Origin of the sequence: Massilia sp. 2TAF26, from assembly GCF_052115005.1 — a bacterium.
GTDB lineage: Bacteria > Pseudomonadota > Gammaproteobacteria > Burkholderiales > Burkholderiaceae_D > Telluria.
In genome coordinates, this window is record NZ_JBFRFV010000019.1 from 1 (window position 1) to 26,496 (window position 26,496).

Here is a 26,496-nt window from a genome sequence, read left to right on the forward strand (position 1 = left end):
GGCTCGGCCAGCGGGTGCTGGCGCTGGGCGTGCCGGCGCCGGCGGCGGTGGCTGCGCTGGTGGTCGGCTGGAACGAGGACGCAGGACTCCCGGTCTGGCAGGCGCGCCGGCGGGTGCTGTCGCCCATCCTGGAGCTGGCCGTGGCGGCGCTGAGCAGGCTGCAATCGCACAGCTCGCTGGAGCACCTGGTTTACACGCAGTACGAACAGATGGCCGATACCGCCGAGGCTCACGCTGCGGAGCTGGCGCGTCGCGACGCGGCCGAAGGCGAGATGCGCAGGCTGTCGCTGACCGACGTGCTGACCGGCCTGCACAACCGTCGAGGCTTCTTCGTCCATGCGGAGCAGATGTTCAAGGTGGCCCAGCGCAAGCATGCGCGCAGCGCGGTCATCTTTGCCGATGTGGATGGACTCAAGCAGGTCAACGACGAGCTCGGCCATGAGGTGGGGGACAATCTGATCCGTGATGCGGCAGCCGTGTTCCAGGAATCGTTCCGCGACGCCGACGTCGTGGCACGCCTGGGTGGCGACGAGTTCGTCGCCTACACGCTCGACGACGGCCAGCCGGAAATCATCCTGTCGCGTCTGCATGCCAACCTGCATGCATTTAACCTGATGCAGGAGCGCCCCTATCGGGTCGCGTTTAGCGCCGGTATCGTCGGCTGCGACCCTGCCAGCGAACGGGATCTGCTGAATTACGTCGTGCTCGCCGACCAGCAGATGTACGCACAGAAGCGCCGCCGCCTGCACTAGGACCGTCAGCGTCCCTGATGTTCCTGGCCGGAGCGGACTGCATCGTCCAGGCCGGCCTCGTCCATCGCGGTAGCGTGTTCCGCGCCCATGCAGTCATGCAGCGTCTGGCTGTCCTCATCGGCGAGTTCCGGTGGATCGAGCATATCGTGCAGCATGGCCTGCAGTTCCTGTGTGTCCCACGGGACGCCGTGGCGCGTCCGGTCGTGGATGTAGTGCTTGATTTCGCTGTCCTGTTCCGGAGTCAGGGGCAAGCCACGAAATGTGGCTCCCGGGTCGGTCTTGTTCATGATGCCCTCGCGCTGCTGCCAGCCTCTCAATCTACGCGCATTCTCCAGTCCCGGGCGCACGGCAACCGGTCACGCCAGGGACGGCATCAGCGGCAGGACGATGCGCGCGGATAGCCGCAGGCAATCAATTCCCCCACCTCCGGATTCTCAAGATAGTCAAGGTGCGCCGCCACTGGGTCCTCGATCAGGCCCAGCCAGGTGCGGGCATTCGACACCAGCACGTCCGCCACCGCCACGTCGGGCGCCGCATAGCGGGCCGGCAGCAGGCGGTAGGACAGCAGGTCGTTCGGATCGGTGAAGGCGACCACGGCCAGGCGAGCGATCGATTCCGCGAGCGGGGCGGCGGCCTGGCGGCGGCGCAGTTCGAGGAAGCGCTGCAGCGAGTCGGGCGCCGTGGCCGAGCGGTTGTCGGGGCGGCGTTCGAGGTCCTGCTCGGCCAGGCCGAGGATGGGCAGCTGGTTGCCCGCCATGTACAGCAGGCCCAGGCGGCGCGCGGCCTGCTGGCCCAGCGCCTGGGTCCGCGGCTGGCGCGATTCGAGCATGCTGCTCAGGGCATCGAAGAGGATCTTGCTGCCCAGGCTTTCCGCGACCACGGCCAGGGTATGGTCGCCGTTCGGGTTGCTTTCGATGATGCGCGACACCGATTCGACCATGGCGTCGCGGATCGCGTTGCGGCTGGCGCCTTCGTAGATCACGGCATCGGACAGGCAGTCGTTCAGCAGCCTGTCCTTGACGTAGCCGTTCAGCCAGGCGCGCTTCGGCTTGCACTCGCCGCTGCCGGCCTGCGAACAATCGTTCGGGCTGCCGGTATTGTCGTAGTCGAGCTGGCGCTTGAGCGGTGCCGTCAGCGGCGACCAGATCAGGGCGTGGAAGCGCACCGGCGTGCCGCCGATCTGCTGGGTGCGCTCGACCAGCTGGATGCCGTTGGGCGCGGCCGCCGCCTGCTCGGGGACATTCGCCGACACGACGCCGGTGATGCGGTCGATGCCGTGATTCGCCCAGCTTGCGTCGTGGGTGCACATGCCGTGCACCAGGATGACGTCGAGCGGATGCTTGCTGCCGGTCTGGACCAGGTTGACGATGCCGGGGAAGGGCGCGCTGTCGCGGACGACGGCGGGTGGGCGATAAGGGGTGGTGCAGGCGGCCAGCAGGCCAGGGGTCAACAGGGTCAGCAGCCGAAGCCAATTCGAAGGTGAATGCCGCATCGTTCTCTCCCCGGAAACGCCGGCCGGAGCGGTCGGCAGACGGGCTCGACTATAGCGAGCCTGGGGGGGGAAAGCGGGGCAATTCGATGACGGGCTGATCCGAGTCAACAGCAAAAAAGCCGCGCACTGCGAAGTGGGCGGCTTTTTTGGACCAGAAGAAAACCAGATTACTTGATCTTGGTTTCTTTGTAGATCACGTGCTTACGTGCTTTCGGGTCGAATTTGGTGATTTCCATCTTCGCCGGCATCGTGCGCTTGTTCTTGGTCGTGGTGTAGAAGTGACCGGTACCTGCGGTCGATTCCAGTTTGATCTTGTCGCGGCCAGTTTTTGCCATGATGACTCCCTATTTAGATTTTCTCGCCGCGGGCGCGCATATCGGCCAGCACAGCGTCAATGCCGAGCTTGTCGATGACGCGCAGGCCGGCGTTGGAAATACGCAGGGAGACCCAGCGGTTTTCGGATTCTACGAAGATGCGGCGGTTCTGCAGGTTCGGCAGAAAACGACGCTTGGTTTTGTTGTTGGCGTGGGAGACGTTGTTGCCAACCATCGGGCCCTTGCCAGTAACTTGGCAAACACGTGCCATAGCGCACTCCTTGAGTAAACTTCCACAATCGGAAAAACGAGAGTATAGCTTGAAAACAGCCGCGTAATCAACAACTTGCGAAAATAAATTGTTTCTCAAATCATCGCGTAAATTTAACAATCGTAAAATTACGCAAGTATTGCGCCGTAAGCTGCTGTTTACACACTGTTATCGGGGCCTGGCGAGGTGTTGCGCGACGGCCCGCAGGACCGCTTCGATGGCCGGGGCGAAGCGCTCGGAGGCCGCGATCGCATCGGGCGCGACGCCGGCACCGATCACGGGAATGCGCACGCAGGCATCGTCGATCAGCTCGGCCGACATCATTCGCAGTGTCTCCTTGATGCTCTCGTCCGCATGGTGGGACTGCCAGGACGGATTCAGCACCGCCACCGGCTTGCCGGCAAAGCCCGGGTGGCCGACCAGCCAGTCCAGGGTGTTCTTGATGGTGCCGGTGACGCCGTGCGCATACTCGGGACTGGCGATGAGGATGGCGTCAGCCGCGTCGACGGCCGCGTGGAGGGCGTGCACGCCTGGCGGCAGTTCGGCCAGTTCGGGATTGAAGAGAGGGAACTGCTTGTGCTCTTCGAACAGCAAGACCTCGATGCTGTCCGGCGCAAGGCGCCGGCAGGCGCGCAGCAGGCCGCCGCTCATCGATGCCGTGCGCTGGCTGCCGCACAGGGCCAGGAGCTTCATGCCTCACCGTGCATGACGGCCTCGGCGATTTCCTGGGCGCGCTGCACGCTGATGCCCTGGTGGAAATCGACCGCCAGCGGATGGTCGGACGCTTCCAGCACGATATAGGGACGCTGCTTGTTCGCGCGAGGACGGACCGAAGTCTTCATGCCGAGCGTGTCCGGATACCAGGGCAGGGCATTGCAGAACCAGCCGAAATAGCGGTCGCCGGTGTCCGGGGCGTCGTAGGTATCGACGTAGCGCTCGTAACTCGTTTCGCTGAGCGAAACCCATACGCCCCACAGGAAGGGATCGGCGACGCCATGGATCGGCACTTCGAGCACGACGCGGATGAAGAACTGGCGGCCGTCCTCGTCTTCATAGCGGCAGACATCGCTGCCCAGGTGGCCGGCTTCCTGCACGGCTTCCGGCTGGGCCAGCCAGGGATCCGGCGCGCGGAAGGAAAAGCTGGGCGAGCCTTCGTGGATCTCGTCGCAGGACGCGCATTTGAAGCTGAAGATGGCCGCCATTGGTTTGTCATTGCAGGAATAATTCTCAAGTGTAGCAGCGTGGAAGCTGCAACCGGCATGCCGGCACGTTTGTCCAAGTTCAAACCCATGCGCTGCGGATGCCGCAGTGTGGACACACCAGACACGAGGATGCCATGCACGACGATTCCCTGGCCAAGGTGGAGCGCCCGGCCGGCGCCCCCGCCGCGCCGCCCGGTCCGCCATCGGCGAGGGACTGGCGCCCGCTGCTGGCGCTGCTGGCCTGGTGCTGCGCCTGCCTCGCGCTCCGTCTTGCCGAACACGGCACGCTCGAGCGCGACGAAGCGGAGATCGTCTATCTCACCCAGCAGCTGCGGCTCGGCTACGGCACCCAGCCGCCGCGGCGCCCTGGCCGTGACCGCCTCGCTGGCGCTGTTTCCCCAGCTCGGCTGGGAAGCGCTGCGCATCCAGACCCATTCGGTCCTGATGACCGCCCTCGCCTGCGCCACCCTGTGGCTCTATTTCGCCCTGCTGCGGCGGCCGACGCTGGCGCGCCATATCGGCTTTGGGGTGCTGTGCGGGCTCGGGCTGCAGACCAAGTACAACTATGGCGTGTTCCTGGCCGGCCTGCTGGGGGCCAGCCTACTGGTGCGCGCGCACCGCGAGGCGCTATGGAAGCGCAGGGTCTGGGCGGCGGTGCTGCCGGCCGTCCTGCTGGTCTTGCCGCACGCCGCCTGGAGGGCCGGGCATCCCGCGCTGGCCTTCGGCGGCACCTTGCGCAAGATGCAGGACGGCGCCGCGGACGCGCCCTGGCTGGGGCGGATGGGGCAGGGAGGCGTGGGTGTGCTGGAAGCGCTCGCCTCCTTCATGGCGCTGCCTGTGCTGGCCTGGGCGGTGGTGTGCTGGCGCCGGCGCGCGCTGTGGCGCGGCCGCCTGCGCTTCGACCGGAGCGCGCCGGCCAGCCGCTTCTTCGCCTGCCTGTATGGCGTCTGCGGGGTGCTGCTGGTGGCGCTCGCGCTGACGGGGGAGGTCGGCACGATCAAGGAACGCTGGATGATCCCGCTGCTGTTTTCGCTGCCGCTGGGCCTGTGCGTGATGTTGCCGGCGCTGGACAGGGAGGCGATCCATGCGGACATCCTGTGTATTGCCACGGCGGCCGCGCTGGGCCTGCTGCTTCTGCTGCCGGTGCGTACCTGGCTGGGCCCGGCCTTCGGCAAGATCATGACGCGCCGCGCTGGTGACGCATGCCCAGGACGCGCCGTCTGCGCTGGCGGTCTTCCATGCCGCCTGGCCGCAGGCGAGCCTGGCGCGGCGCGAGGTGGTGAGTTTGGCGCTGGAAGATGGCAGCGGCGGGCGCATGGACTTCATGCTGGCCTGTGTCGCAGGGGAAGCGCCGCGCTAGAGCTGGCCGTGCTCCGCAAACGAGTGCGCCAGCGGCCCGGCGATGATGAAATGGTCGAGCACGCGGATATCGACCAGGCCCAGCGCCTCGGACAGCGTGCGGGTCAGGCGCTGGTCGGCGTCGCTCGGCTCCGGCGAGCCGGACGGGTGGTTGTGGGCCAGCAGCACGCCGGCGGCATTGCAGGCCAGCGCTTCCTTGACCACTTCGCGCGGGTGGACGCTGGCGTGGCTCAGGGTTCCACGGAACATTTCTTTATCGGCAATTAGCCGATTCTTGATGTCTACAAACAACACCACGAAGGATTCGTAGGGGCGGCCGCCCAGCTTGATCCGCAGGTAGCGCTTGACCGCTTCCGGCGAGGACAGCAGGTCGCCGGCCTGCAGCTGCTCGGCGATCGCGCGCCGGGCCAGTTCCATCACGGCCTGCATCTGCGCATACTTGGCCATGCCGAGCCCGTGCACCTCGGAAAAATCGGCCAGGGTCGCGCCGAACAGGCCGTGCAGGGAGCCGAAGTGCTGCAGCATGTCGCGCCCCAGGTCGACCGCGCTCTTGCCGCGCACGCCCACCCGCAGCATCAGGGCCAGCAGCTCGGAATTGGACAGCGCCTGCGGCCCTTCGCGCACCAGGCGCTCGCGTGGCCTTTCCTGTTCGGACCAGTCATTGATACCCATTTGATCTCCCGAAGTGGAATAAAGAGGTCCTTTCGGGCGCGACAGGTGGGTTCGGCTTACAATAGCGGTTTGCACGTAACGCACACGCACAATCCCGCAATGTCCACCACCAACGCTCCCATCGTCACCGAATCGGCTTACCTGACTCTGCATTATCGTCTCGCCACCGCCGACGGTACTGATATCGTCACAACCTTCGGCAGCACGCCGGCCACCCTGTTGCTGGGCCAGGGCCAGCTTGCGCCCTTCCTCGAACAGCGCCTGCTGGGCCTGGCGGAAGGCACGCACACGAGCTTCGAGCTGAGCGCCGCCGAGGGTTTCGGCGAGCGCAACCCGGAACTGATCCAGGCCGTGTCGAAGAAGACGCTGGACGACAACTCGGTGCCGGACGCCGATTACCAGGTCGGCGACCTGGTCGATTTCGCGGCGCCGGGCGGCGGCCGCTTCGCCGGCGTGCTGCTGCAGATGCGCGAAAACGACGCCCTGTTCGACTTCAACCACCCGCTGGCCGGCCAGCCGCTGAAGTTTGAAGTGCAACTCATTTCCGTACTCTAAGACATGGACAACGAAATCCTGTTAGCCCAGCCGCGCGGCTTCTGTGCCGGCGTCGACCGTGCGATCGAGATCGTCGAGCGTGCCCTGCAGCAGTTCGGCGCGCCCATCTACGTGCGCCATGAGATCGTGCACAACGCCTATGTCGTCAACGACCTGCGCAACAAGGGTGCGATCTTCATCGAGGACCTCGACGACGTCCCGGCGGGCAACACCCTCGTGTTCTCGGCCCACGGCGTGTCGAAGGCGGTGCGTGACGAAGCCGAATCGCGCGGCCTGAAAGTGTTCGATGCGACCTGTCCGCTGGTCACCAAGGTCCACGTCGAAGTCGCCAAGATGCGCAAGCAGGGCGCCGAGATCGTCATGATCGGCCACGCCGGCCACCCGGAAGTCGAGGGCACCATGGGCCAGGCGGAAGAGGGCATGCACCTGGTCGAGACGGTCGAGGACGTCGAGAAGCTGCAGGTCGCCAATCCGGACCTGCTCGCCTACGTGTCGCAGACCACGCTGTCGGTCGACGACACCGCCGAGATCATCGCCGCGCTGAAGAAGCGCTTCCCGAACATCATCGAGCCGAAGAAGGGCGACATCTGCTACGCCACCACCAACCGCCAGGAAGCCGTGAAGTTCCTGGCGCCCCAGGTCGAGGTCGTGGTCGTGGTCGGCAGCCCGAACAGCTCGAACTCGAACCGCCTGCGCGAGGTGGCCGAGAAGAAGGGTACCCCGGCCTATATGGTCGACAATGCTTCCGCCATCGATCCAGGCTGGATCGCCGGCAAGAAGCGCATCGGCGTGACCGCCGGCGCCTCGGCCCCGGAAGTGCTGGTGCAGGCCGTGATCGACCGCCTGAAGGAACTCGGCGCCGCCAGCGTGCGCGCCCTCGAAGGCGTGGAAGAGCACGTCACCTTCCCGCTGCCCAAGGGCCTGACCGGCGATCCGGCGGCTGACGCGTCGGCGGCGGCCTGAGCGGAAAGACGATGGCTTTCGATTCGATTCCGCTGGAGTTCTTCAAGGACTATCCTGAGCCGGGCGTCAATTTCATCGACGTCGGCTGCATCTTCGACAATCCGGTGCACTGGCAGGTTGCCATCGACACCCTGTACGAGCGCACCGCCGAGCTGCATTTCGACTTCATCGTCGCGATGGATGCGCGCGGCTTCATGATCGCCGGCGCGCTCGCCTACAAGCGGGCGATCGGTTTTGCGATGGCGCGCAAGCCCGGCAAGCTGCCGGGCGAGGCGATCAGCATCGAATACAGGCGCGAGTACGGCAGCGCCACCATCGAGATCCAGCCGGCCCGCATCAAGGGCGAGCGCGTGCTGATCGTCGACGACGTGCTGGCCACCGGCGGCACCATCGAGGCGGCGGCCAGCCTGCTGCGCCGGATGGACAAGGAAGTGGTGGGCGCGGCGGCCCTGTTCGACATCGCCTTCTTCCAGGACAAGCGCACCCTGACCATGCCGGTCATCACCCTGCGCGACGTCTGAACCGGGCGCCCTCGCGGCACAAGTAAAAAAGCCGGCGTCCCCGCGAGGAGGCGCCGGCTTCGTTCATTCAGCGGCCGCTCAGAACTTGTAGCTGTAGGCCAGGCCGATCAGCTGCATATGGGTCTTCCAGGTGCCGCGCGTGGTCTCGCCGTTGCCGGTGCAGGCGGTGGCGACCGGGTTGCAGTTATTGGTATAGCTGCCCGGCGCATCCTTGAAGTCCAGCCAGGTGTATGCCAGGTCGAGCGACGAGGCCGGGCTCAGCTTCCAGTTGGCGCCGAAGGACAGCTGCAGGCGGTCGGCGTCGGGCAGGGCGGCGTGGCGCAGTTCGCTGCTGCGCACCGGGGCGTCGTCATGGGCGATACCGCCGCGCAGCGTCACGTTCTCGTTCAGCTTGTAGTTGGCGCCCAGGGCCACGCGCACCGTGTTTTTCCACTGCTGGCGGATTACCTCGTCGCCTTCGCCGGTGCCGACGAATTCGATGTCGATGTTCTGCATGCGCGAGTTGCGGGTCCAGGTCACGTCCGCCATGCCGGCCCACTTTTCGTCGAACTGGTGGAAGGCGTTCAGCGACAGGGTTTCCGGGGTGCGGATCTCGACGCGGGCGGCCGAGTTGGCGCGCCGCGCGGCCGCCTGCAGCACGCCGTTGACGACCTTGTCGCCGCTCACGGTCGAGAAGTCCCACACCGCGCCGCCCTTCAGCTCATGCTTGATCGAGGAGCGGTAGGCGATGCCGAAGCGGGTGTTCTGGTCCAGCGAGAACAGGTAGCCCAGGTTGAAGCCATAGCCCCAGTCCTTGCCTTCCACGCCCGCATGGGCGTCGCCGGCCGATGCCAGCGCGGCAGGGTTGCCGCCCATGGCCGCGATCTGGCGCGCCAGCGCGGCGCCGGTACCGGCGGCCTGGGCGGCCGCGATGGTGCCCGGCACGTCGACGGCCTGGCCCAGGCGGGCCTTCATGTATTCGATGTCGATGCCGAAGCCGAAGGCGTGCCGCTCATCGAGCTTGAACGCGACCGAGGGGTTCAGGTTGACGGATTCCAGCTTGATGTTGGTGAGCGAATAGCGGCCCGCCCAGTTGCTGTCGTAGTCCAGCTTGGTGCCGTAGGGGACGAAGACGCCCAGGCCGGCGCTCCACTGGCCGTCGATCTTCTGGCTGTAGTACAGCGAGGGGCCGGCGACCACGCCCGGCACGTAATCGTCCTGCGACGCCTGGCCGCCGGTGGGCGTGCGGGTGAAGCGGGTCGAGCCGGCATCCAGGTAGCTCGAGTGCGGCACGACGGCAGTCACGCCGCCCATGATCTGCCTGCCTTCCAGGCGCGACAGGCCGGCCGGGTTGGCGAAGATGGTGGAGGCGTCGGCGGCTTCGGCGCCGTTGGCTTCCGCGGTGCCCTGGGAGGACACGCTCTGGGAGCCGAAGCGGTAGCCGGAGGCGGCGGCGGTGGCGGAGGCGCCGGCCAGGGCCACGGCGACCATCAGGGTCAGGTATTTTTGTTTCAAGTAAGTCTCGCTGATTGTTGTATTGACTATGCGCGGCCCCGGCATGGGTATGGCTGAGGTCGCGAGGCGCGGAGCATACTACAGACGGCAAATTTGTGACGGCGGCATGGCATTTTTTTCATGCGTGGGTCATGGATGTAATATGATGATGTCGCTCGGAAATGTGGTCTGCCGCCGCGCGGCGCAACAAGAGAAAGAGAAAACCCACAATGGAAACTTTTATCCAGCAGATCCTGAACGGACTGGTGCTGGGCAGCATGTATGCGCTGATCGCGCTCGGCTACACCATGGTGTACGGCGTGCTGAACCTGATTAACTTTGCCCACGGCGACGTGCTGATGATCGGTGCCATGGTCGGCCTGAGCATCCTGAAATTCCTCGACGCCAGCTTCCCCGGCATGGCCGGCGGACTGCAGCTGGCGATCGCCATCGTCGGCGCGATCCCGGTGGCGATGCTGGTCAACGTGCTGATCGAACGCATCGCCTACCGCCGCCTGCGCAACGCGCCGCGCCTGGCGCCCCTGATTACCGCGATCGGCGTCTCGATCCTGCTGCAGACGATCGCGATGATGATCTGGGGCCGCAGCCCGCTGCCTTTCCCGCAGCTGCTATCCTCGGAACCGATCATGGTCGGCGGCGCCGTCATCTCGCAGACCCAGGTGCTGCTGCTGGTGCTGGCCGCTTGCGCCATGATGGGCCTGGTGTTCCTGGTCGAGAAGACCAAGATGGGCCGCGCGATGCGCGCCGTCGCCGAGAACCCGCGCGTGGCCGGCCTGATGGGCGTGGATTCGAACCGCGTCGTCGTCACCACCTTCGCCATCGGCGCGGCCCTGGCCGCCGTCGCCGGGGTGATGTGGGGCGCCAACTATGCGTCGATCCAGTTCGCGATGGGCACGGTGCCGGGCATGAAGGCCTTCTCGGCCGCGGTGCTGGGTGGCATCGGCAATATCTATGGCGCGATGATCGGCGGGATCGTTCTCGGCATCATCGAGAGCCTGGGCGCCGGCTATATCGGCGACCTGACCGGCGGCTTCCTCGGCAGTAACTACCAGGACATCTTCGCCTTCATCGTGCTGATCCTGGTGCTGACCGTGCGCCCGTCCGGCATCATGGGCGAACGCGTGGCCGACCGCGCCTGAGGAAAGGAAACGACAACATGGCTCTCCTGACCTTCGACACCGCCGACAAACCGCGCCAGGCCTATGCCAGCATGGCCATCCTGCTGGCGGTGATGCTCGTCTTCCCCTTCGTCGCAAGCCAGTTCGGCAACTCCTGGGTGCGCATCCTCGACATGGCCCTGCTGTACATCATGCTGGCGCTGGGCCTGAACATCGTGGTCGGCTTCGCCGGCCTGCTCGACCTCGGCTACATCGCCTTCTTCGCGGTCGGCGCCTACCTCACCGGCCTGATGGCTTCGCCCCAGTTTGCCTCGCTGCTGGAATCGGTCGTCAACTATTCGCCGGCGCTGGGCGATTCGCTGACGGCGCTGTTCGGCGAGAGCATTCGCACCGACGGCATCCACCTGTCGGTGTGGGCGATCGTGCCGCTGGCGGCCCTCGTGGCGGGACTGTTCGGCGCGCTGCTCGGCGCCCCGACCCTGAAGCTGCGCGGCGACTACCTGGCCATCGTGACCCTCGGTTTCGGCGAGATCATCCGGATCTTCATGAACAACCTGAACGATCCGATCAATTTCACCAACGGTCCGCAGGGCATCAACCTGATCGATCCGATCCGCATCTTCGGCGTGTCGCTGGCGGGCGAGGCGGGCTCGCGCGCCACGGTCTATATCGGCGGGCTCAAGCTGCCGTCGGTGAACGCCTACTATTTCCTGTTCCTGCTGCTGTGCATCGTCACCATCTTCATGACCAGCCGCCTGCAGCATTCGCGCCTGGGCCGCGCCTGGGTGGCGATCCGCGAGGACGAGATCGCCGCCAAGGCGATGGGCATCAACACCCGCAACGTCAAGCTGCTGGCGTTCTCGATGGGCGCCTCCTTCGGCGGCGTGGCCGGCGCCATGTTCGCGGCCTTCCAGGGCTTCATCTCGCCGGAATCCTTCTCCTTCACCGAATCGATCGCCGTGCTGGCGATGGTGGTGCTGGGCGGTATCGGCCACATCCCCGGCGTGGTGATGGGCGGCGTGCTGCTGGCGGCGCTGCCGGAAGTGTTGCGCCACGTGGTCGAGCCGGCCCAGCGCACCCTGTTCGGCAAGGTGCTGATCGAGGCGGAAGTGCTGCGCCAGCTGCTGTACGGCCTGGCGATGGTGGTCATCATGCTGTACCGCCCGGCCGGTCTGTGGCCGTCGCCGCGCAAGGAAGACCGTCCGGCCGCGGCGCTCGCGAAAGCAGAAGCGGAGGAGGCGGCATGAGCGCGACCATGACGACTGCGCTGCTGAACATCTCCGGCGTCAACAAGCGCTTCGGCGGCCTGCAGGCCCTGACCGATGTCGGCATCCGCATCGAGCAGGGCCAGATCTATGGCCTGATCGGCCCGAACGGCGCCGGCAAGACCACCTTCTTCAACGTCATCACCGGCCTCTACCAGCCGGATACCGGCAGCTTCGAGCTGGGCGGCAAGCCCTACTCGCCGTCGGCGCCGCACGAGGTGGCGAAGGCCGGCATCGCCCGCACCTTCCAGAACATCCGCCTGTTCGGCGAGATGACGGCGCTGGAGAACGTGATGGTCGGACGCCACGTGCGCACCCGCCAGGGCGTGATCGGCGCGATCCTGCGCCACAAGGCGGCGCGTCTCGAAGAAGCGGCGATCCGCGCCAGGGCCCAGGAATTGCTGGACTTCGTCGGCATCGGCCAGTTCGCGAGCCGCACCGCGCGCTATCTGTCCTACGGCGACCAGCGCCGCCTCGAGATCGCGCGCGCGCTGGCCACCGAACCGCGCCTGCTGGCGCTGGACGAGCCGGCGGCCGGCATGAACGCGACCGAGAAGCTGGCGCTGCGCGAGCTGCTGGTGAAGATCCAGGCCGCCGGCGTCACCATCCTGCTGATCGAGCACGACGTCAAGCTCATGATGGGCCTGTGCGACCGCATCTCGGTGCTGGAATACGGCAAGCTGATCGCGGAAGGCCTGCCGGCCGAGATCCAGAAGAACAAGGCGGTGATCGAGGCTTACCTCGGCACCGGCTCAGTGTGAAAAGATAGTCATTGATGAGCGAGAACATTCTTAAAATTGCCGGCCTCAAGGTCGCCTACGGCGGCATCAAGGCCGTCAAGGGCATCGACCTCGAGGTCAATCGCGGCGAGCTGGTGACCCTGATCGGCGCCAACGGCGCGGGCAAGACCACCACCCTGAAAGCCATCACCGGCACCCTGCCGGCCTGCAAGGTCGAAGGCAGCGTGTCCTACCTCGGCCAGCCTCTCGGCAGCGCCAAGTCCTTCAAGCTGGTGCAGAACAAGCTGGCGATGGTGCCGGAAGGGCGGGGCGTGTTCACCCGCATGAGCATCCACGAAAACCTGCTGATGGGCGCCTACACCCGCGACGACAAGGCCGGGATCGAGGCCGACATCGACAAGTGGTACACGGTATTCCCGCGCCTGAAAGAGCGCGCGAACCAGCTGGCCGGCACCCTGTCCGGCGGCGAGCAGCAGATGCTGGCGATGGCGCGCGCCCTGATGTGCCATCCGACCCTGCTGCTGCTGGACGAGCCCTCGATGGGCCTGTCGCCGATCATGGTCGAGAAGATCTTCGAGGTGATCCGCAACGTGTCTTCCCAGGGCATTACCGTGCTGCTGGTGGAACAGAACGCACGGCTGGCGCTGCAGGCTGCCAGCCGTGCCTATGTGATGGAGTCGGGGGCGATTACCATGATGGGGAATGCGGCGGACATGTTGAATGATCCGCGGGTGCAGGCGGCTTACCTGGGCGAATGATCTGCTTCTACGTATAGGGAATGACGCAACATAAGCTCGCGGGATGACGGCAGAAAAACAACGGCCCGGACCGCTCACGCAGTCCGGGCCGTTCTTTTGCCAAACGGCAAAAATTAATCAGGCAGCGTTGGCAGCGCCGTTGGCGGCCTTGCCGGCAGCCTGGGTGAACTGCGACACGGCGGCGTTCAGGTTCGACTCGATCGCTTCAGCGGCCTGCTTGGTGGTCTTGGTGAACTGCTCGTAACCGGCGTTGGCGTTGCTGATGGCGGTTTTCAGGGCCGACACATAGGTCTCGGAACCGGCCGGGGCGTTCTTGGTCACTTCGTCGACCAGCGAGATCACCTTGCGGTTGACTTCGGCGAACTGGCTTTCGGCGGCGCGCGAGAACTCGGCGCCGGTGTCGGCGGCGATGGCGGCAACCTGGCGGCTGTACGACAGGGCTTTTTCAGCGTTCGGCTGGGCCTGGGCGGCGGTCACCGAGAAGAATTCCTGCGGATCCTTGGCGGCCAGCAGCTGACGTGCGGTTGCCGACGAATTTTCCAGCGCGGTCTTGGCGGTGTTGATGTTCAGGTCCACCAGCTTTTCCATGCCCTCGAAAGTCTTGGAGGTCAGGGCCGTCAGCAGGGCGAATTGGGAATCCAGATTAGCTTTGGTCGCGTTCGAAAACTGCTCGGGGAATGCAAACATGTAGTTCTCCAGTATTGGACAAATATTGAACTTGGGTGGACCCGGATGTTGCTCGGATGCATGCTGGCAGCGTTCTGAACCTCTTTTGTGCGCCGCAACATAATTCGATTTTACCGGGTTCCGATTATGCGTCAAGCACTTTTGATGCGGCGCACAACAGAAAGTGCTTGTTTTGAGTTATATCAATGCAGGCAATCGTTTGCGTGGCATTCCGTTTGCACGGATACAACAATCGAGCTGGCAACTGGGCGGCCGGCGGCGACCCGGGCAGCATGCTAGACTGGCAATCCGATGACCCCCGACACCTCTTCCGATACCGCCGCCACGCCGCCCGCCCAGGCTTCAACGGTCCGGTCCGCATCGCCGGCGCGCGCCGCCTGGCTGTCGCCGGTGCCGCTGTTCTTCGTCGTCCTCTGGAGTACCGGCTTCATCGCGGCCAAGTACGGCCTGCCGTATGCGCCGCCGCTGAGTTTCCTGATCCTGCGCTGCGTGGGCGCGATACTGGTCCTGCTGCCGCTGGTGCTGCTGAGCCGGGCGCCGTGGCCGCACGGACGCATCCTGCACGTCGCCGTCGCCGGGCTGCTGCTGCAGGCCGGCTACCTGGGCGGGGTCTGGAGCGCAATCAAGATCGGCATGCCGGCCGGGCTGTCGGCCCTGATCGTCGGCCTGCAACCCATCCTGACCGCCTTTGCCGCGCCCCTGGTCGGCGAACGGGTCAGCGCGCGCCAGTGGCTGGGCCTGCTGCTCGGCCTGGGCGGCGTGGCCCTGGTCGTCTACGCCAAGATCAGCCTGAACGGCCTGGCGCCCACGGCCATCGGCTTCTGCGTGCTGGCGCTGCTGTCGATCACCTGCGGCACCCTGTACCAGAAACGCTTCTGCCCGCACTTCGACCTGCGCACCGGCACCCTGATCCAGTTCACGGCCAGCGCCCTGCTGCTGCTGCCGCCCGCGGTGGCGCTGGAAGGTTTCGGCCCCTCGCTCGGCAACGTGCACTGGACCCCGCAGTTCCTCGGCGCGCTGCTGTGGTCCATCTTCGCGCTGTCGATCGGCGCCATCTTCCTCTTGTTCCGCCTTATCAGCCGCAACGACGCCACCAAGGTCACCAGCCTGCTCTACCTGACCCCGCCGACCACGGCCGTGATGGCCTGGCTGATGTTCGGCGAAGCGTTGAGCCCGCTCGGACTGGTGGGCATGGCGGTCGCGGTGATGGGCGTGGCCTTCGTCGTCAAAAAATAATCCAAGGAGATTTTCCATGATCACCAGCCCACAGCAACAGGCCGTCGACGCGGCCATCACCACGCGCCGTTCGATCCGCGCCTACCTGGACACCCCGGTCGCGCGCGAAGACGTCGAAGCCATCCTCGAGGTCGCGTCGCGCGCGCCGTCCGGCACGAATACCCAGCCCTGGAAAGTCTACGTGCTGACCGGCGAAGCCAAGGAGCGCCTGGGCAACGCGATCCTCGACGCCTACCGCGACCCCCAGCAGGCGAAGGAACACTCCGAGGAATACGCCTACTATCCGCGCGAATGGGTCTCGCCCTTCATCGACCGGCGCCGCAAGGTCGGCTGGGACCTGTACTCACTGCTGGGCCTGACGCGCGAGAACAAGGCCGGGATGGCGGCCCAGCATGGCCGCAACTACCGCTTCTTCGACGCACCGGTCGGCCTGCTGTTCACGATCGACCGCGTGATGGAGCAGGGCTCCTGGCTCGACTACGGTATGTTCCTGCAGAACATCATGGTGGCGGCGCGCGGACGCGGCCTCGACACCTGTCCGCAGGCGGCTTTTACCCAGTTCCACCGCATCATTGCCGGGCAACTGGGCTTGCCGGACAATGAAATGCTGGTCTGCGGCATGGCGCTCGGTTTCGCCGATCCGGCCAAGATCGAGAACAGCCTGGTAACGGAACGCGAGCCGGTATCCAGCTTCGTGCGCTTCATCGATTAGTTCGGTATACTGATGCGGCAAGCTGTTGAATTATCAAGAGATTTCTACAACGTGAGAAAAATTGCGTTGTAGCAAAATGAGAGCGCAGGTGTTACATTCCTTGCGCTTCACTCGTGTTTCGCTACACTGCATTGTGTGCTCTTCAGTTCGCGTTCAAGGATTTTCAGATGCTCAAGCTCGCGTTGGCTGCCGCCATTTCCATGATGTTCCTGCTTGAACCCTCGCAAGCCATGGCCGGCACCAAGCACAAGGGACGCGCGGTAAGCACCAAGCGGGTGAAACACCCGCCCAAGCGCACCGACCTCGCCAAGTCCATCGCCGCCGAGAACCGCGAGCAGATGGTGCGCCGGATCGAGATGGTGCACGGCAAGCGCAGGGTGGTCTACCAGCGCGTGCGCCGCGCCGCGCCGGCCATCGCCTTCCTCAGCGCCGGCGACCTGGCCGGCCTGGCCAAGACCCACGATCCGCTCGAGCTGCGCTCCTCGGTCGCCTATGTGATGGACCAGGCCAGCTCGGAAGTGCTGTTCGAAAAGAATTCCACCGTCGCCCTGCCGATCGCCTCGATCACCAAGCTGATGACCGGCCTGCTGGTAGTCCAGGCCCAGCAAAGCCTGGACGAGGTGCTGACCATCACCGATGCCGACGTCGACAAGCACAAGTTCACGACCTCGCGCCTGCCCGTCGGCACCCGCATGACGCGCGGCAACCTGCTGCACATTGCCCTGATGAGCTCGGAAAACCGCGCCGCCGCCGCACTCGGCCGCAACTATCCAGGCGGTATCAATGCCTTCGTCGATGCGATGAATGCCAAGGCGAAAGAACTCGGCATGAACGACACGCATTATGTGGATTCGAGCGGCCTGTCGAGCCAGAACGTGTCGAGCGCGCGCGACCTGGCCAAGCTGGTCATGACGGCCCACCACGAACCGCTGCTGCGCCAGTACACGACGGATCCGAACTACGTGGTCGAAGCCAGCGGCCGCCGCATGCAGTACCACAACACCAACTATCTGGTGGCCATGCCGGACTGGAACATCGGCCTGCAGAAGACCGGCTTCATCAACGAAGCGGGGCGCTGCCTGGTGATGCAGGCCATGATCCAGGGCCGCAACGTGGTCATGGTGTTCCTGGATTCGAAAGGGAAGCAGTCGCGGACCGCGGACGCGGGACGGATGCGCAAGTGGCTCGAGGCATTGAAGCCGGCGGCGATTCCGGCGTCGGCTGCGGCTGGGGTGCCGGTGACGGTGTCGGCGGTGGTGCCGGGGACGACTGCGCAGTAATTCTGACCGCTAACTTGTAAACGTCGTCCCCGCGAAGGCGGGGACCCAAGCTTGCTTAAGCAGTCGAAACGCACGCATAACTTGGGGGGAATAGTGCTGGGGCACTATTCCCGCCTGCGCGGGAACGACGGGCCTATGAAACCCGATGCCCCAGCGTCGCCGAAATCTGCGCCGCCGTGTTCACCAGATCTTCCAGCCACTCATCCTGCAGCCGGTCCGCCGGCGCCGAGATCGACAGGCCCGCGACCAGCTTGCCGCTGTCGTCGTGGATGCCGGCTGCCATGCAGCGCACGCCCAGTTCCAGTTCCTCGTTGTCGCGCGCATAGCCGCGCGAGCGCACCAGCGCCAGTTCGCGTTCCAGGCGGCCGAGGTCGGTGATCGAGTTCTTGTTGTGGCCGGCGAGGCCGGTGCGGGTCGCGTAGGCGCGGATCGCCTTCGGATCGTCGATCGACAGGAACAGCTTGCCGGTCGAGGTCAGGTGCAGCGGGCCGCGGCCGCCGATCGCGCGCACCACCTGCATGCCGGAGCGCTCGGAGAAGGCGCGGTCGATGTAGACGATCTCGTCGCCCTGGCGCACCGACAGGTTGACCGTCTGGCGGGTCTTGTTGTGCAGGGCGCGCATCAGGTCGACCGCCGCTTCGCGCACCGACAGCCGGCTCTTCACCACATTGCCCAGTTCCAGCAGGCGCATGCCGAGGCGGTAGGTGCCGGGCTCGACGCGGTCGACGAAGCGCGTCACGACCATGTCGTTGAGGATCCGGTGCGCGGTCGAGGGGTGCAGGCCGGATACTTTCGACAATTCCTTCAGGCTCACGGGGTCCGTATAGCTGGCCAGGACGTCGAGCAGGGCAACCATGCGTTCGATCACCTGGATGGAAGTTTTCGCCGGTTCGAGAGTTTCCATTTTCATGTTGTGCTTGCTGCGGTGCGGTATATTTCTCTACTTTATACCATAATGTGAAAATTGTGTTTAACGCGTTGTTTCGGAGTGGGGCATAATGCCAATCCTGCAAGCAATCACGACACCCATGGATCAACCAAGCAGCGAGTTCAAGAGCAAGGGCGGACTGGCGCGGATCGCCGGCGCTTTCCGTTATTCGATCGAAGGCTTCAAGACGGCCTGGCGGCATGAGCATGCTTTCCGCCAGGAACTGATGGTGGCGGTGCCGGCGGCGATCATCGCGCTCTTGCTGCCGGTGTCCGCCTTCCAGAAGCTGGCCCTGATCGCGGTGCTCGGACTGGTATTGCTGGTGGAGCTGATCAACGCCGCCATCGAGGCGGTGGTCGACCGTGTGTCGCTGGAGCGCCATCCGCTGTCCAAGGCCGCCAAGGACCTGGGCAGCGCGGCGGTGGCACTGGCGATCACGATGGCTGCCGCGACCTGGGCCGTGGTCTTGTACAACCGCTTTTTTTGACCGCAGTTTCAGTCCCTTAACCTGAAGGAGATCAGCATGACTTTACGCCTGGGCGACACCGCTCCCGATTTCGAGCAGGACTCCACCATGGGCCGCATCCGCTTCCACGACTGGGCGGGCGATTCCTGGGTGGTACTGTTCTCGCACCCGGCCGACTTCACGCCGGTGTGCACGACCGAGCTGGGCCTGACCGCAAAACTGAAGCCGGAATTCGACAAGCGCAACGTCAAGGCCATCGCCCTGTCGGTCGACCCGGCCGAGCAGCACAAGGCCTGGATCAAGGATATCGAGGAAACCCAGCAGACCGTGGTCGGCTTCCCGATCATCGCCGATGCGGACAAATCGGTCTCCGAGCTGTACGACATGATCCACCCGAACCAGTCGGCCACCGCCACCGTGCGCTCGCTGTTCGTGATCGACCCGGCCAAGAAAGTGCGCCTGATCATCACCTACCCGATGAGCACCGGCCGCAACTTCGACGAAGTCCTGCGCGTGATCGACGCCCTGCAGCTGACCGACGGCTACACCGTCGCGACCCCGGGCAACTGGAAGGATGGCGACGACGTCATCATCCCGCTGACCATCCAGGATCCGGAACAGCTCAAGCAGAAATACCCGAAAGGCTATTCGGCGCCGCGTCCTTACCTGCGCCTCACCCCGCAGCCGAACAAGTAATGCTCCCCGTGCCCATGCGCAAGGCTTGCATAAGCAAAGAAGTAATCTGTTGTTTGCTTTACGGTTGAGGCACTTTACCCTTGGAGCCAATCTGGGGGTAAAGCATGTCCTTAACGTATATCCTGTCGGGGTTCGCCGTCGGTTTGCTGGTCGGAATGACCGGCGTCGGCGGCGGCTCGCTGATGACGCCGCTCCTGACGCTGCTGTTCGGCGTCACGCCGTCGGTGGCCGTCGGTACCGACCTCGCCTTCGCCTCGCTCACCAAGAGCGCCGGCACCATCACCCACCGCAAGCGCGGTAACGTCCAGTGGCATATCGTCGGCCGCCTGTGCATGGGCGCGCTGCCCGCCGCACTGCTGGCCACCCTGGCCCTGCAATACCTCGGTCCCCTGAACGCCGCCATCGGCCAGGTGATCCGCTATTCGATCGCCGTCTCCGTGCTGCTGACCGTGGTGGCGATCCTGTTCCGCACCCGCATGCTGGCCTGGGTCCACGCCAGACCCGGGCGCCAGCTGCAGGGCAGGAGCCTGGCGGCCGCCACCATCGCCGCCGGCGCCGTCCTCGGCACCCTGGTCACCGTGTCCTCGATCGGCGCCGGTGCGATCGGCGCCACCCTGCTGGTGATGCTGTATCCGAAGCTGAGCCCGGCGGAAGTCGCGGGCACCGACATCGCCTATGCCGTGCCGCTGACCGCGATCGCCGCCTTCGGCCACTGGTGGCTGGGCTCGATCAACTGGATGCTGCTGGTGACCCTGCTGGTCGGTTCGGTGCCGGGCATCACCCTCGGTTCCTGGGCCGCGAAGGCGGTGCCGGAAGGCTTCCTGCGCGGTTTGCTGGCGATGACCCTGGCCGGGGTGGCGCTGAAGCTGATCTACTGAGGCGGCGGCCTCATACCGAAATCTTCTATACAAATAGAAAATGCTTCGTTTGTAATATGTAATTCGCGTGCAATTATGGCGCCCTATTAGAAGAAATTGTAATAAGGCCCTTCCATGAATACGCTAGTGACCAGCCGCAGCAGCGCCAACCGGGTGATTCCCGGCTTCGGGCTGTCGCTCGGCTTCACGATCTTCTACCTGGCGCTGATCGTGCTGATCCCGCTGTCGGCGATCTTCCTGAAAACCTTCACCATGAGCTGGGACGCGTTCTGGAACGCCGTCACCTCGGAACGCGTGATGGCTTCCTACCGCCTGAGCTTCGGCGCGGCCCTGATCGGCGCCGCCATCAACGTCGTATTCGGCGGCATCGTCGCCTGGGTGCTGGTGCGCTACCAGTTTCCCGGCAAGCGCTTCATCGACGCCCTGGTCGACCTGCCGTTCGCGCTGCCGACCGCGGTGGCCGGCATCACCCTGACCGCCCTCTATTCGAGCAACGGCTGGATCGGCAAATACCTGGAACCGCTCGGCATCAAGGTCGCCTTCACCCCGCTGGGCGTGGTGGTGGCGCTGACCTTCATCGGGCTGCCCTTCGTGGTGCGCACCGTGCAGCCGGTGCTGGAAGACGCCGAACGCGAGCTGGAAGAGGCCGCCGCCAGCCTGGGCGCCAGCCCCTGGCAGACCTTCACCCGCGTGATCCTGCCGGGCATCGTGCCGGCGCTGCTGACCGGCTTCGCGCTGGCCTTCGCGCGCGCCACCGGCGAATACGGCTCGGTCGTCTTCATCGCCGGCAACATGCCGATGGTTTCCGAGATCACGCCGCTGTTCATCATCACCAAGCTGGAGCAGTACGACTACACGGGCGCCACCGCGATCGCCGTGGTCATGCTGGTCGCTTCCTTCCTCCTCCTGCTGGCCATCAATCTGCTGCAGGCCTGGGCACGCAAACGGGCGGGCAAGTAAATGAGCGCAGTCCTCGACGACATCAAACCTGCCGACGCGGCCGCCGCCCGGGCGCCGCGCAAGGCCACCAATACCCTCGAGCCGGGCTGGGTGCGCTACGCATTGATCACGGTGGCGCTGCTGTTCCTGACCCTGTTCCTGTTCGTGCCCCTGGTGGCCGTGTTCGCCGAAGCGCTGAAGAACGGCTGGTCCACCTACAAGGAAGCGATCCTCGATCCGGACGCGCTGTCGGCCATCAAGCTGACCCTGATCGCGGCCCTCATCTCGGTGCCGCTGAACCTGGTGTTCGGCGTGGCAGCGGCCTGGGCCATCGCCAAGTTCGACTTCCGCGGCAAGAGCATCCTGCTGACCTTGATCGACCTGCCGTTCTCGGTCTCGCCCGTGATCGCCGGCCTGATCTACGTGCTGATGTTCGGTTCCCAGGGCTGGTTCGGCCCCTGGCTGATGGACCACGACATCAAGATCCTGTTCGCGGTGCCGGGCATCGTGCTGGCGACCGTCTTCATTACCTTCCCCTTCGTGGCGCGCGAGCTGATCCCGCTGATGCAGGCCCAGGGCAGCGAGGAAGAAGAGGCGGCGCTGGTGCTGGGCGCGTCCGGCTGGGCGACCTTTCGCCGCGTGACCCTCCCCAACATCAAGTGGGGCCTGCTGTACGGCGTGATCCTGTGTAATGCCCGCGCGATGGGCGAGTTCGGCGCCGTGTCCGTGGTGTCGGGCCACATCCGCGGCGAGACCAACACCATGCCGCTGCAGGTCGAGATCCTCTATAACGAATACAACTTCACGGCGGCGTTCGCGATCGCTTCGCTGCTGGCCCTGCTGGCCCTGGTCACGCTGGCGGTGAAATCCTTTATCGAATGGCGCTTGCATCAAAGCCGCAAAGCCAATATTTCGGAGCAATCGGCATGACGATCGAAGTCCAACACATTCGCAAGCAGTTCGGCCAGTTCACGGCCCTGGATGACGTTTCCCTGCAGTTCGCGGACGGCGAGCTGACCGCGCTGCTCGGGCCTTCCGGCTGCGGCAAGACCACGCTGCTGCGCATCATTGCCGGCCTGGAGTTTCCGGACGCCGGCCGCGTGCTGCTGGACGGCGCCGATGCCTCCGCCAGCCACGTGCGCGAGCGCCAGGTCGGCTTCGTGTTCCAGCACTATGCGCTGTTCAAGCACATGACGGTGTTCGAGAACGTCGCGTTCGGCTTAAGGGTGAAACCGCGCAAGGAACGCCCGAGCGAAGCCCAGATCCGCGAGAAAGTGAAAAAGCTGCTCGAACTGGTGCAGCTCGACTGGATCGCCGACCGCTATCCGCCGCAACTGTCCGGCGGCCAGCGCCAGCGCATCGCCCTGGCCCGTGCCCTTGCCGTGGAGCCGCGCGTGCTGCTGCTCGACGAACCCTTCGGCGCGCTGGACGCCAAGGTGCGCAAGGAACTGCGCCGCTGGCTGCGCCAGCTGCACGACGAACTGCACGTGACCTCGATCTTCGTCACCCACGACCAGGAAGAAGCGCTGGAAGTGGCCGACCAGGTGGTCCTGATGAACAAGGGCCGCGTCGAACAGCTCGGTACGCCGGACGCCGTCTACAACCAGCCGGCTTCGCCCTTCGTCTACGGCTTCCTGGGCAACGTCAACCTCTTCCACGGCCGCGTCAACGACGGCGTGCTGGCCAGCGGCGATGCGAAGTTCCATGCGCCCCAGTATGCCGGCGTGCAGAACGGCGAGGGCATCGCCTATGTGCGTCCGCACGACCTCGAGGTCGAGCGCTTCGTGCCGGGCGGCGAGGGCGTGCCGGTCAAGCTGCGCCGCGCGCATGCGATCGGCCCGCTCGCCCAGCTCGACCTGGAGCGCGCCGACAATGCTCAATTGATCGAAGCAGTGATACCAAATGAGCAGTTCCGCGCGCTCAATCTGCGCGACGGCGAGACCCTGCTGGTGAAGCCGCGCCGCATGCACGTTTTCGTTGATCAGGGTGAGGGAATATGAACTTTCAACAGCTGCGTTCAGTGCGCGAGGCGGCGCGTCGCAATTTCAACCTGACCGATGTGGCGAACGCCCTGTTCACCTCGCAGCCCGGGGTGTCGCGCCAGATCCGCGAGCTCGAGGACGAGCTGGGCGTGGTCATCTTCGAGCGCAACGGCAAGCGCCTGACCGGCATGACGGATCCCGGCAAGGGCATCCTCAAGATCATCGAGCGCCTGCTGGTCGAGGCCGAGAACCTGCAGCAGGCCAGCAGCGAGTACGCGGCCCAGGACAGCGGCACGCTCACCGTCGCCGTCACCCACACCCAGGCCCGCTATGCGCTGCCGCAGGTGGTGCAGGCCTTCCGCACCAGCTTCCCCGGCGTGCGCATCGCCTTGCAGCAGAGCGCGCCGGACCACATCGCCGAATGGGTGCTCTCGGGCCGCGCCGACATCGGCATCGCCACCGAGGGCCTGTCGACCTTCCCCGACCTGGTCTCCTTCCCGTGCTACCGCTGGAGCCACCTGGTGGTGGTGCCGGACGGCCATCCGCTGCTGCAGAAAAGCCCGATCAAGCTGGCCGACCTGGCCGAGTATCCCCTGATCACCTACGACGTCGGCTTCACCGGCCGCGGCCACATCGACGCCGCCTTCGCGGCCGCCGGCGTGAATCCGGACATCGTCCTCACCGCCATGGATTCGGACGTGATCAAGCAGTATGTGTCGCTGGGGATGGGGGTCGGTATCGTCGCTTCGATGGCCTTCGACCATGGACGTGACCGCGGGCTGCGGGCGATCGAGTCCTCACACCTGTTTGCGCCGAATGTGACCCGGCTGGCGGTGCGCAAGGGGGCTTACCTGCGGGCGTATGCGTATGACTTCATCGAGCGGTTTGCCCAGGGCTTTACGCGGGCGGATATCGAGCGGGCGCTGCATCCCGTCGTGGCGGAATAGTTACCGCCGTCATTCCCGCGCAGGCGGGAATCCAGGTTCGGTGGTCGGCTGCCAACCTGGGTCCCCGCCTGCGCGGGGACGACGGTCAGAAGTTACTGGCCGGGATTCGTATACCGCCCATGAATCTCATCGATCGCCTTCATCACTTCGACCGGCAAGACGGTGCTCTCCGCATCGATGTTCTCCTTCAGCTGCGCCAGCGTGGTCGCCCCGATGATGGTCGACCCCACGAACCAGCGCGAATGGCACCACGCCAGCGACATCTGCGCAGGGCTCAATCCGTTGGCACGCGCCAGTTCCGCATATTCCTTCACTGCCGCGAACACGGCCGGACGCAAGTAGCGCGGGCTCCAGGTCGGCGGGTAGATCGTGAGGCGGCCGCGTGCCTGCGGGTTGTCGACGTACTTGGCGCTCAGCTGGCCGAAGGCGAGGGGGCTGTAGGCCAGCAGGCTCACGTCTTCGCGGTAGCAGACTTCGTCCAGCAGCGTGGTTTCGAAGGCGCGCGCGGTCAGGTTGTACAGATTCTGGATGGTGGCGATGCGCGGCAGGCCCTTCATCTCGGCCTGCTTGATGTACTCGCACACGCCCCAGGGGCTCTCGTTCGACACCCCGATGTGGCGGATCTTGCCTTCCTTGATGAGTTCGCCCAGCACGGCCAGCGTGTCCTCGATCGGCACGCCGGCGCGTTCCTTCTTCGGCTCGAACTGGTTGGCGCCGAAGATCGGCACGTTGCGGCTCGGCCAGTGCAGCTGGTAGAGGTCGATGTAGTCGGTCTGCAGGCGCTTCAGGCTCTCGTCGACGGCGGCGCGGATGTTGTTCGCATCCAGGTTGTGCCGGCCGCCGCGGATCCAGGTCTGGTTCGCGTTCGGGCCGGCGGCCTTGGTGGCCAGCACGACCTGGCCGCGCTTGCCGGATTTCCTGAGCCAGCTGCCGATGAAGCGTTCGGTCGAGCCCTGGGTGCCGGCGCTGGGCGGTACCGGGTACATCTCGGCGGTGTCGATGAAGTTGATGCCGCGTTCGAGTGCGTAGTCGAGCTGGCTATGCGCGTCGGCTTCGGTGTTCTGTTCGCCGAAGGTCATGGTGCCGAGACAGACGCGGGAGACGGTGAGGTCGGTGCGGCCGAGTTTGTTCGTCTTCATTCGGATCCTTTCAGCTTGCGCGGCTGAGCACCGGGTTCTGCCCCCTGAGCGCGTCCGCACACTCCTTCACCAGCCCCGGCCCACGGTAGATCAGTCCGCTGTACAACTGCACCAGCTGGGCGCCGGCCGCGATTTTGGCCTTGGCGTCGCGGCCGCTCAGGATGCCGCCCACGCCAATGATCGGGACCGCATCGCCGACTTCCTTCTTGAGCGCGCGGATCACGATGTTCGACAGGTCGAACACGGGGGCGCCGGACAGGCCGCCCTGCTGATTGGCGTGGCGGAGGTTCTCGACGTCGCGGCGGCCGAGCGTGGTGTTGGTGGCGATCACGCCGTCGATGCCGTGGCGCAGCAGGGCCGCGCCGATGTCGCGGATCTGGTCGGCGTCGACGTCGGGCGCGATCTTCAGGGCCAGCGGCACGTAGCGGCCGTGCTCGTCGGCCAGGCGCGACTGCTCGCCCTTGAGCTGGCCCAGCAGGGCGTCGAGTTCGGAGGCGCCCTGCAACTGGCGCAGGTTCTTGGTGTTCGGCGACGAGATGTTCACCGTCACGTAGCTGGCGTAAGGGTAGACCTTGCGCAGGCAGTGCAGGTAGTCCTCGGCGGCGCGTTCGATCGGGGTGTCGGCGTTCTTGCCGATGTTCAGGCCGAGCACGCCCTGCTGCTCCAGGTAGAAGCGCGAAGCGCGCACGTTGGCGACGAAGGCGTCGACGCCGCCGTTGTTGAAGCCCATGCGGTTGATGATGGCGCGCGCGGCGGGCAGGCGGAAGATGCGCGGCTTCGGATTGCCGGCCTGCGGGCGCGGCGTCACGGTGCCGACTTCGATCGAGCCGAAGCCCAGGGCCGCCAGGCCGTCGATATAGGCGCCGTCCTTGTCGAGGCCGGCGGCCAGGCCGACCGGGTTCGGGAAGGTGATGCCCATCACGGTGCGCGGGTCGGGCCTGGGCTTCCTGACCAGGCCGGTCAGGCCGAGCGCGTGCGCGCGGCGCAAGGCGGGCAGGGTCAGGTTGTGGGCCGTTTCGGGATCGAGGGAAAACAGCAGCGGGCGGGCGAGGGCGTACAAGAGTTTGTCGGACATGGCTGGCCAAAAGTGAGTTGCCGACATTCTACCTTGTACGGGTGGGTGTGGCGCA

30 protein-coding genes and 1 pseudogene are annotated in these 26,496 nt (G+C 65.3%); 19 read left to right on the forward strand and 12 right to left on the reverse strand.

The window, feature by feature from the left end:
* On the forward strand, nt 1-752 hold a 752-nt coding region (locus AB4Z32_RS18575; protein WP_442123345.1), incomplete at its 5' end, for a GGDEF domain-containing protein.
* Nucleotides 753-757: 5 nt separating this feature from the next.
* Here AB4Z32_RS18575 and AB4Z32_RS18580 read toward each other — a convergent pair.
* The 6 genes from AB4Z32_RS18580 to AB4Z32_RS18605 form a co-directional block, all read right to left on the reverse strand.
* Entirely contained in the window at nt 758-1,039 is a 282-nt protein-coding gene (locus AB4Z32_RS18580) for a hypothetical protein (protein ID WP_442123346.1), read from the reverse strand.
* An 86-nt stretch (nt 1,040-1,125) separates the two neighbouring features.
* Nucleotides 1,126-2,244 (reverse strand): hypothetical protein, encoded by a 1,119-nt coding sequence (locus AB4Z32_RS18585; protein WP_442123347.1) that lies wholly within the window; start codon nt 2,242-2,244, stop codon nt 1,126-1,128.
* A 167-nt stretch (nt 2,245-2,411) separates the two neighbouring features.
* Nucleotides 2,412-2,579 carry a 50S ribosomal protein L33 gene (gene rpmG / locus AB4Z32_RS18590; protein WP_005665735.1) on the reverse strand — a complete coding sequence of 56 codons (168 nt, stop codon included), beginning with the start codon at nt 2,577-2,579 and terminating at the stop codon, nt 2,412-2,414.
* A gap of 13 nt (nt 2,580-2,592) precedes the next feature.
* Nucleotides 2,593-2,829 carry a 50S ribosomal protein L28 gene (gene rpmB / locus AB4Z32_RS18595; RefSeq protein ID WP_025511730.1) on the reverse strand — a complete coding sequence of 79 codons (237 nt, stop codon included), beginning with the start codon at nt 2,827-2,829 and terminating at the stop codon, nt 2,593-2,595.
* A 168-nt stretch (nt 2,830-2,997) separates the two neighbouring features.
* Nucleotides 2,998-3,522, reverse strand: a complete 525-nt coding sequence (locus tag AB4Z32_RS18600) for an NADPH-dependent FMN reductase (RefSeq protein ID WP_442123348.1) — start codon at nt 3,520-3,522, stop codon at nt 2,998-3,000.
* Nucleotides 3,519-4,031 carry a DUF2199 domain-containing protein gene (locus AB4Z32_RS18605; RefSeq protein WP_442123349.1) on the reverse strand — a complete coding sequence of 171 codons (513 nt, stop codon included), beginning with the start codon at nt 4,029-4,031 and terminating at the stop codon, nt 3,519-3,521. The genes AB4Z32_RS18600 and AB4Z32_RS18605 overlap by 4 nt, the downstream gene beginning before the upstream one ends.
* Before the next feature lie 129 nt (nt 4,032-4,160).
* On the opposite strand from AB4Z32_RS18605, the pseudogene AB4Z32_RS18610 reads away from it, so the two are divergent.
* A pseudogene (locus tag AB4Z32_RS18610) lies at nt 4,161-4,715 on the forward strand (glycosyltransferase family 39 protein); the annotation flags it as partial.
* Between the two features lie 672 nt (nt 4,716-5,387).
* Here the strand turns inward: AB4Z32_RS18610 and radC are convergent.
* Nucleotides 5,388-6,062, reverse strand: a complete 675-nt coding sequence (gene radC, locus AB4Z32_RS18615; protein ID WP_442123350.1) for a RadC family protein — start codon at nt 6,060-6,062, stop codon at nt 5,388-5,390.
* 99 nt (nt 6,063-6,161) lie between these two features.
* On the opposite strand from radC, the gene AB4Z32_RS18620 reads away from it, so the two are divergent.
* The 3 genes from AB4Z32_RS18620 to AB4Z32_RS18630 are packed head-to-tail and all read left to right on the forward strand — an operon-like array spanning nt 6,162 to nt 8,101.
* Nucleotides 6,162-6,617, forward strand: coding sequence for an FKBP-type peptidyl-prolyl cis-trans isomerase (locus AB4Z32_RS18620; RefSeq protein WP_442123351.1), 456 nt, complete (start codon nt 6,162-6,164; stop codon nt 6,615-6,617).
* 3 nt (nt 6,618-6,620) lie between these two features.
* Nucleotides 6,621-7,580 carry a 4-hydroxy-3-methylbut-2-enyl diphosphate reductase gene (gene ispH, locus AB4Z32_RS18625; protein ID WP_442123352.1) on the forward strand — a complete coding sequence of 320 codons (960 nt, stop codon included), beginning with the start codon at nt 6,621-6,623 and terminating at the stop codon, nt 7,578-7,580.
* A gap of 11 nt (nt 7,581-7,591) precedes the next feature.
* On the forward strand, nt 7,592-8,101 hold the full coding sequence (locus AB4Z32_RS18630; RefSeq protein WP_442123353.1) for an adenine phosphoribosyltransferase: 510 nt from the start codon (nt 7,592-7,594) through the stop codon (nt 8,099-8,101).
* Nucleotides 8,102-8,179: 78 nt separating this feature from the next.
* Here AB4Z32_RS18630 and AB4Z32_RS18635 read toward each other — a convergent pair whose 3' ends face one another.
* Nucleotides 8,180-9,595: an OmpP1/FadL family transporter gene (locus tag AB4Z32_RS18635; RefSeq protein WP_442123354.1), complete on the reverse strand. Its 1,416-nt coding sequence runs from the start codon at nt 9,593-9,595 to the stop codon at nt 8,180-8,182.
* Between the two features lie 209 nt (nt 9,596-9,804).
* Between AB4Z32_RS18635 and AB4Z32_RS18640 the strand changes: the two genes are divergently transcribed.
* The 4 genes from AB4Z32_RS18640 to AB4Z32_RS18655 are packed head-to-tail and all read left to right on the forward strand — an operon-like array spanning nt 9,805 to nt 13,476.
* A complete protein-coding gene (locus AB4Z32_RS18640) occupies nt 9,805-10,734 on the forward strand; it encodes a branched-chain amino acid ABC transporter permease (protein ID WP_442123355.1) in 930 nt (309 codons plus the stop codon).
* Nucleotides 10,735-10,751: 17 nt separating this feature from the next.
* Nucleotides 10,752-11,960 carry an ABC transporter permease subunit gene (locus AB4Z32_RS18645; RefSeq protein WP_442123356.1) on the forward strand — a complete coding sequence of 403 codons (1,209 nt, stop codon included), beginning with the start codon at nt 10,752-10,754 and terminating at the stop codon, nt 11,958-11,960.
* Nucleotides 11,961-11,968: 8 nt separating this feature from the next.
* The gene (locus AB4Z32_RS18650) at nt 11,969-12,739 is read left to right on the forward strand and encodes an ABC transporter ATP-binding protein (protein WP_442123440.1); all 771 of its coding nucleotides are present in this window, start codon (nt 11,969-11,971) and stop codon (nt 12,737-12,739) included.
* 14 nt (nt 12,740-12,753) lie between these two features.
* Entirely contained in the window at nt 12,754-13,476 is a 723-nt protein-coding gene (locus tag AB4Z32_RS18655; protein WP_442123357.1) for an ABC transporter ATP-binding protein, read from the forward strand.
* Nucleotides 13,477-13,593: 117 nt separating this feature from the next.
* On the opposite strand, the gene phaP is transcribed toward AB4Z32_RS18655, so the two are convergent.
* Nucleotides 13,594-14,163 (reverse strand): TIGR01841 family phasin, encoded by a 570-nt coding sequence (gene phaP / locus AB4Z32_RS18660; protein WP_442123358.1) that lies wholly within the window; start codon nt 14,161-14,163, stop codon nt 13,594-13,596.
* A 291-nt stretch (nt 14,164-14,454) separates the two neighbouring features.
* On the opposite strand from phaP, the gene AB4Z32_RS18665 reads away from it, so the two are divergent.
* The 3 genes from AB4Z32_RS18665 (at nt 14,455) to pbpG (ending at nt 17,391) form a co-directional block, all read left to right on the forward strand.
* Nucleotides 14,455-15,399: a DMT family transporter gene (locus AB4Z32_RS18665; RefSeq protein WP_442123359.1), complete on the forward strand. Its 945-nt coding sequence runs from the start codon at nt 14,455-14,457 to the stop codon at nt 15,397-15,399.
* Nucleotides 15,400-15,415: 16 nt separating this feature from the next.
* Nucleotides 15,416-16,111: a nitroreductase gene (locus tag AB4Z32_RS18670; protein WP_442123360.1), complete on the forward strand. Its 696-nt coding sequence runs from the start codon at nt 15,416-15,418 to the stop codon at nt 16,109-16,111.
* A 167-nt stretch (nt 16,112-16,278) separates the two neighbouring features.
* On the forward strand, nt 16,279-17,391 hold the full coding sequence (gene pbpG, locus AB4Z32_RS18675; protein ID WP_442123361.1) for a D-alanyl-D-alanine endopeptidase: 1,113 nt from the start codon (nt 16,279-16,281) through the stop codon (nt 17,389-17,391).
* A gap of 133 nt (nt 17,392-17,524) precedes the next feature.
* Here pbpG and AB4Z32_RS18680 read toward each other — a convergent pair whose 3' ends face one another.
* Nucleotides 17,525-18,301, reverse strand: a complete 777-nt coding sequence (locus AB4Z32_RS18680; RefSeq protein WP_442123362.1) for an IclR family transcriptional regulator — start codon at nt 18,299-18,301, stop codon at nt 17,525-17,527.
* A 118-nt stretch (nt 18,302-18,419) separates the two neighbouring features.
* Here AB4Z32_RS18680 and AB4Z32_RS18685 point away from each other — a divergent pair, with 118 nt between their 5' ends.
* The 7 genes from AB4Z32_RS18685 (at nt 18,420) to AB4Z32_RS18715 (ending at nt 24,227) form a co-directional block, all read left to right on the forward strand.
* On the forward strand, nt 18,420-18,806 hold the full coding sequence (locus tag AB4Z32_RS18685) for a diacylglycerol kinase (protein ID WP_442123363.1): 387 nt from the start codon (nt 18,420-18,422) through the stop codon (nt 18,804-18,806).
* 36 nt (nt 18,807-18,842) lie between these two features.
* Nucleotides 18,843-19,481, forward strand: coding sequence for a peroxiredoxin (locus tag AB4Z32_RS18690; RefSeq protein WP_442123364.1), 639 nt, complete (start codon nt 18,843-18,845; stop codon nt 19,479-19,481).
* Between the two features lie 104 nt (nt 19,482-19,585).
* The gene (locus AB4Z32_RS18695) at nt 19,586-20,359 is read left to right on the forward strand and encodes a sulfite exporter TauE/SafE family protein (RefSeq protein WP_442123365.1); all 774 of its coding nucleotides are present in this window, start codon (nt 19,586-19,588) and stop codon (nt 20,357-20,359) included.
* Nucleotides 20,360-20,473: 114 nt separating this feature from the next.
* Nucleotides 20,474-21,319, forward strand: a complete 846-nt coding sequence (gene cysT, locus AB4Z32_RS18700; RefSeq protein ID WP_442123366.1) for a sulfate ABC transporter permease subunit CysT — start codon at nt 20,474-20,476, stop codon at nt 21,317-21,319.
* The gene (gene cysW / locus AB4Z32_RS18705) at nt 21,320-22,228 is read left to right on the forward strand and encodes a sulfate ABC transporter permease subunit CysW (protein ID WP_442123367.1); all 909 of its coding nucleotides are present in this window, start codon (nt 21,320-21,322) and stop codon (nt 22,226-22,228) included.
* Complete coding sequence (locus AB4Z32_RS18710) at nt 22,225-23,298, forward strand: sulfate/molybdate ABC transporter ATP-binding protein (protein ID WP_442123368.1); 1,074 nt, start codon at nt 22,225-22,227, stop codon at nt 23,296-23,298. Before cysW ends, AB4Z32_RS18710 begins: the two co-directional genes overlap by 4 nt.
* Nucleotides 23,295-24,227, forward strand: coding sequence for a CysB family HTH-type transcriptional regulator (locus AB4Z32_RS18715; protein ID WP_442123369.1), 933 nt, complete (start codon nt 23,295-23,297; stop codon nt 24,225-24,227). Before AB4Z32_RS18710 ends, AB4Z32_RS18715 begins: the two co-directional genes overlap by 4 nt.
* Nucleotides 24,228-24,319: 92 nt before the next feature.
* Here AB4Z32_RS18715 and AB4Z32_RS18720 read toward each other — a convergent pair whose 3' ends face one another.
* Together AB4Z32_RS18720 and AB4Z32_RS18725 are read right to left on the reverse strand one after the other, a co-directional pair.
* A complete protein-coding gene (locus AB4Z32_RS18720) occupies nt 24,320-25,366 on the reverse strand; it encodes an aldo/keto reductase (protein ID WP_442123370.1) in 1,047 nt (348 codons plus the stop codon).
* A gap of 10 nt (nt 25,367-25,376) precedes the next feature.
* Nucleotides 25,377-26,441 carry a quinone-dependent dihydroorotate dehydrogenase gene (locus AB4Z32_RS18725; RefSeq protein WP_442123371.1) on the reverse strand — a complete coding sequence of 355 codons (1,065 nt, stop codon included), beginning with the start codon at nt 26,439-26,441 and terminating at the stop codon, nt 25,377-25,379.
* Between the last annotated feature and the right edge of the window lie 55 nt (nt 26,442-26,496).

Coding starts and splice junctions, on each gene's coding strand:
- AB4Z32_RS18580 (WP_442123346.1), bottom strand. CDS start 1,039: ATGAACAAGACCGACCCGGGAGCCACATTTCGTGGCTTGCCCCTGACT.
- AB4Z32_RS18585 (WP_442123347.1), bottom strand. CDS start 2,244: ATGCGGCATTCACCTTCGAATTGGCTTCGGCTGCTGACCCTGTTGACC.
- rpmG (WP_005665735.1), bottom strand. CDS start 2,579: ATGGCAAAAACTGGCCGCGACAAGATCAAACTGGAATCGACCGCAGGT.
- rpmB (WP_025511730.1), bottom strand. CDS start 2,829: ATGGCACGTGTTTGCCAAGTTACTGGCAAGGGCCCGATGGTTGGCAAC.
- AB4Z32_RS18600 (WP_442123348.1), bottom strand. CDS start 3,522: ATGAAGCTCCTGGCCCTGTGCGGCAGCCAGCGCACGGCATCGATGAGC.
- AB4Z32_RS18605 (WP_442123349.1), bottom strand. CDS start 4,031: ATGGCGGCCATCTTCAGCTTCAAATGCGCGTCCTGCGACGAGATCCAC.
- radC (WP_442123350.1), bottom strand. CDS start 6,062: ATGGGTATCAATGACTGGTCCGAACAGGAAAGGCCACGCGAGCGCCTG.
- AB4Z32_RS18620 (WP_442123351.1), top strand. CDS start 6,162: ATGTCCACCACCAACGCTCCCATCGTCACCGAATCGGCTTACCTGACT.
- ispH (WP_442123352.1), top strand. CDS start 6,621: ATGGACAACGAAATCCTGTTAGCCCAGCCGCGCGGCTTCTGTGCCGGC.
- AB4Z32_RS18630 (WP_442123353.1), top strand. CDS start 7,592: ATGGCTTTCGATTCGATTCCGCTGGAGTTCTTCAAGGACTATCCTGAG.
- AB4Z32_RS18640 (WP_442123355.1), top strand. CDS start 9,805: ATGGAAACTTTTATCCAGCAGATCCTGAACGGACTGGTGCTGGGCAGC.
- AB4Z32_RS18645 (WP_442123356.1), top strand. CDS start 10,752: ATGGCTCTCCTGACCTTCGACACCGCCGACAAACCGCGCCAGGCCTAT.
- AB4Z32_RS18650 (WP_442123440.1), top strand. CDS start 11,969: ATGACGACTGCGCTGCTGAACATCTCCGGCGTCAACAAGCGCTTCGGC.
- AB4Z32_RS18655 (WP_442123357.1), top strand. CDS start 12,754: ATGAGCGAGAACATTCTTAAAATTGCCGGCCTCAAGGTCGCCTACGGC.
- phaP (WP_442123358.1), bottom strand. CDS start 14,163: ATGTTTGCATTCCCCGAGCAGTTTTCGAACGCGACCAAAGCTAATCTG.
- AB4Z32_RS18665 (WP_442123359.1), top strand. CDS start 14,455: ATGACCCCCGACACCTCTTCCGATACCGCCGCCACGCCGCCCGCCCAG.
- AB4Z32_RS18670 (WP_442123360.1), top strand. CDS start 15,416: ATGATCACCAGCCCACAGCAACAGGCCGTCGACGCGGCCATCACCACG.
- pbpG (WP_442123361.1), top strand. CDS start 16,279: ATGCTCAAGCTCGCGTTGGCTGCCGCCATTTCCATGATGTTCCTGCTT.
- AB4Z32_RS18680 (WP_442123362.1), bottom strand. CDS start 18,301: ATGAAAATGGAAACTCTCGAACCGGCGAAAACTTCCATCCAGGTGATC.
- AB4Z32_RS18685 (WP_442123363.1), top strand. CDS start 18,420: ATGGATCAACCAAGCAGCGAGTTCAAGAGCAAGGGCGGACTGGCGCGG.
- AB4Z32_RS18690 (WP_442123364.1), top strand. CDS start 18,843: ATGACTTTACGCCTGGGCGACACCGCTCCCGATTTCGAGCAGGACTCC.
- AB4Z32_RS18695 (WP_442123365.1), top strand. CDS start 19,586: ATGTCCTTAACGTATATCCTGTCGGGGTTCGCCGTCGGTTTGCTGGTC.
- cysT (WP_442123366.1), top strand. CDS start 20,474: ATGAATACGCTAGTGACCAGCCGCAGCAGCGCCAACCGGGTGATTCCC.
- cysW (WP_442123367.1), top strand. CDS start 21,320: ATGAGCGCAGTCCTCGACGACATCAAACCTGCCGACGCGGCCGCCGCC.
- AB4Z32_RS18710 (WP_442123368.1), top strand. CDS start 22,225: ATGACGATCGAAGTCCAACACATTCGCAAGCAGTTCGGCCAGTTCACG.
- AB4Z32_RS18715 (WP_442123369.1), top strand. CDS start 23,295: ATGAACTTTCAACAGCTGCGTTCAGTGCGCGAGGCGGCGCGTCGCAAT.
- AB4Z32_RS18720 (WP_442123370.1), bottom strand. CDS start 25,366: ATGAAGACGAACAAACTCGGCCGCACCGACCTCACCGTCTCCCGCGTC.
- AB4Z32_RS18725 (WP_442123371.1), bottom strand. CDS start 26,441: ATGTCCGACAAACTCTTGTACGCCCTCGCCCGCCCGCTGCTGTTTTCC.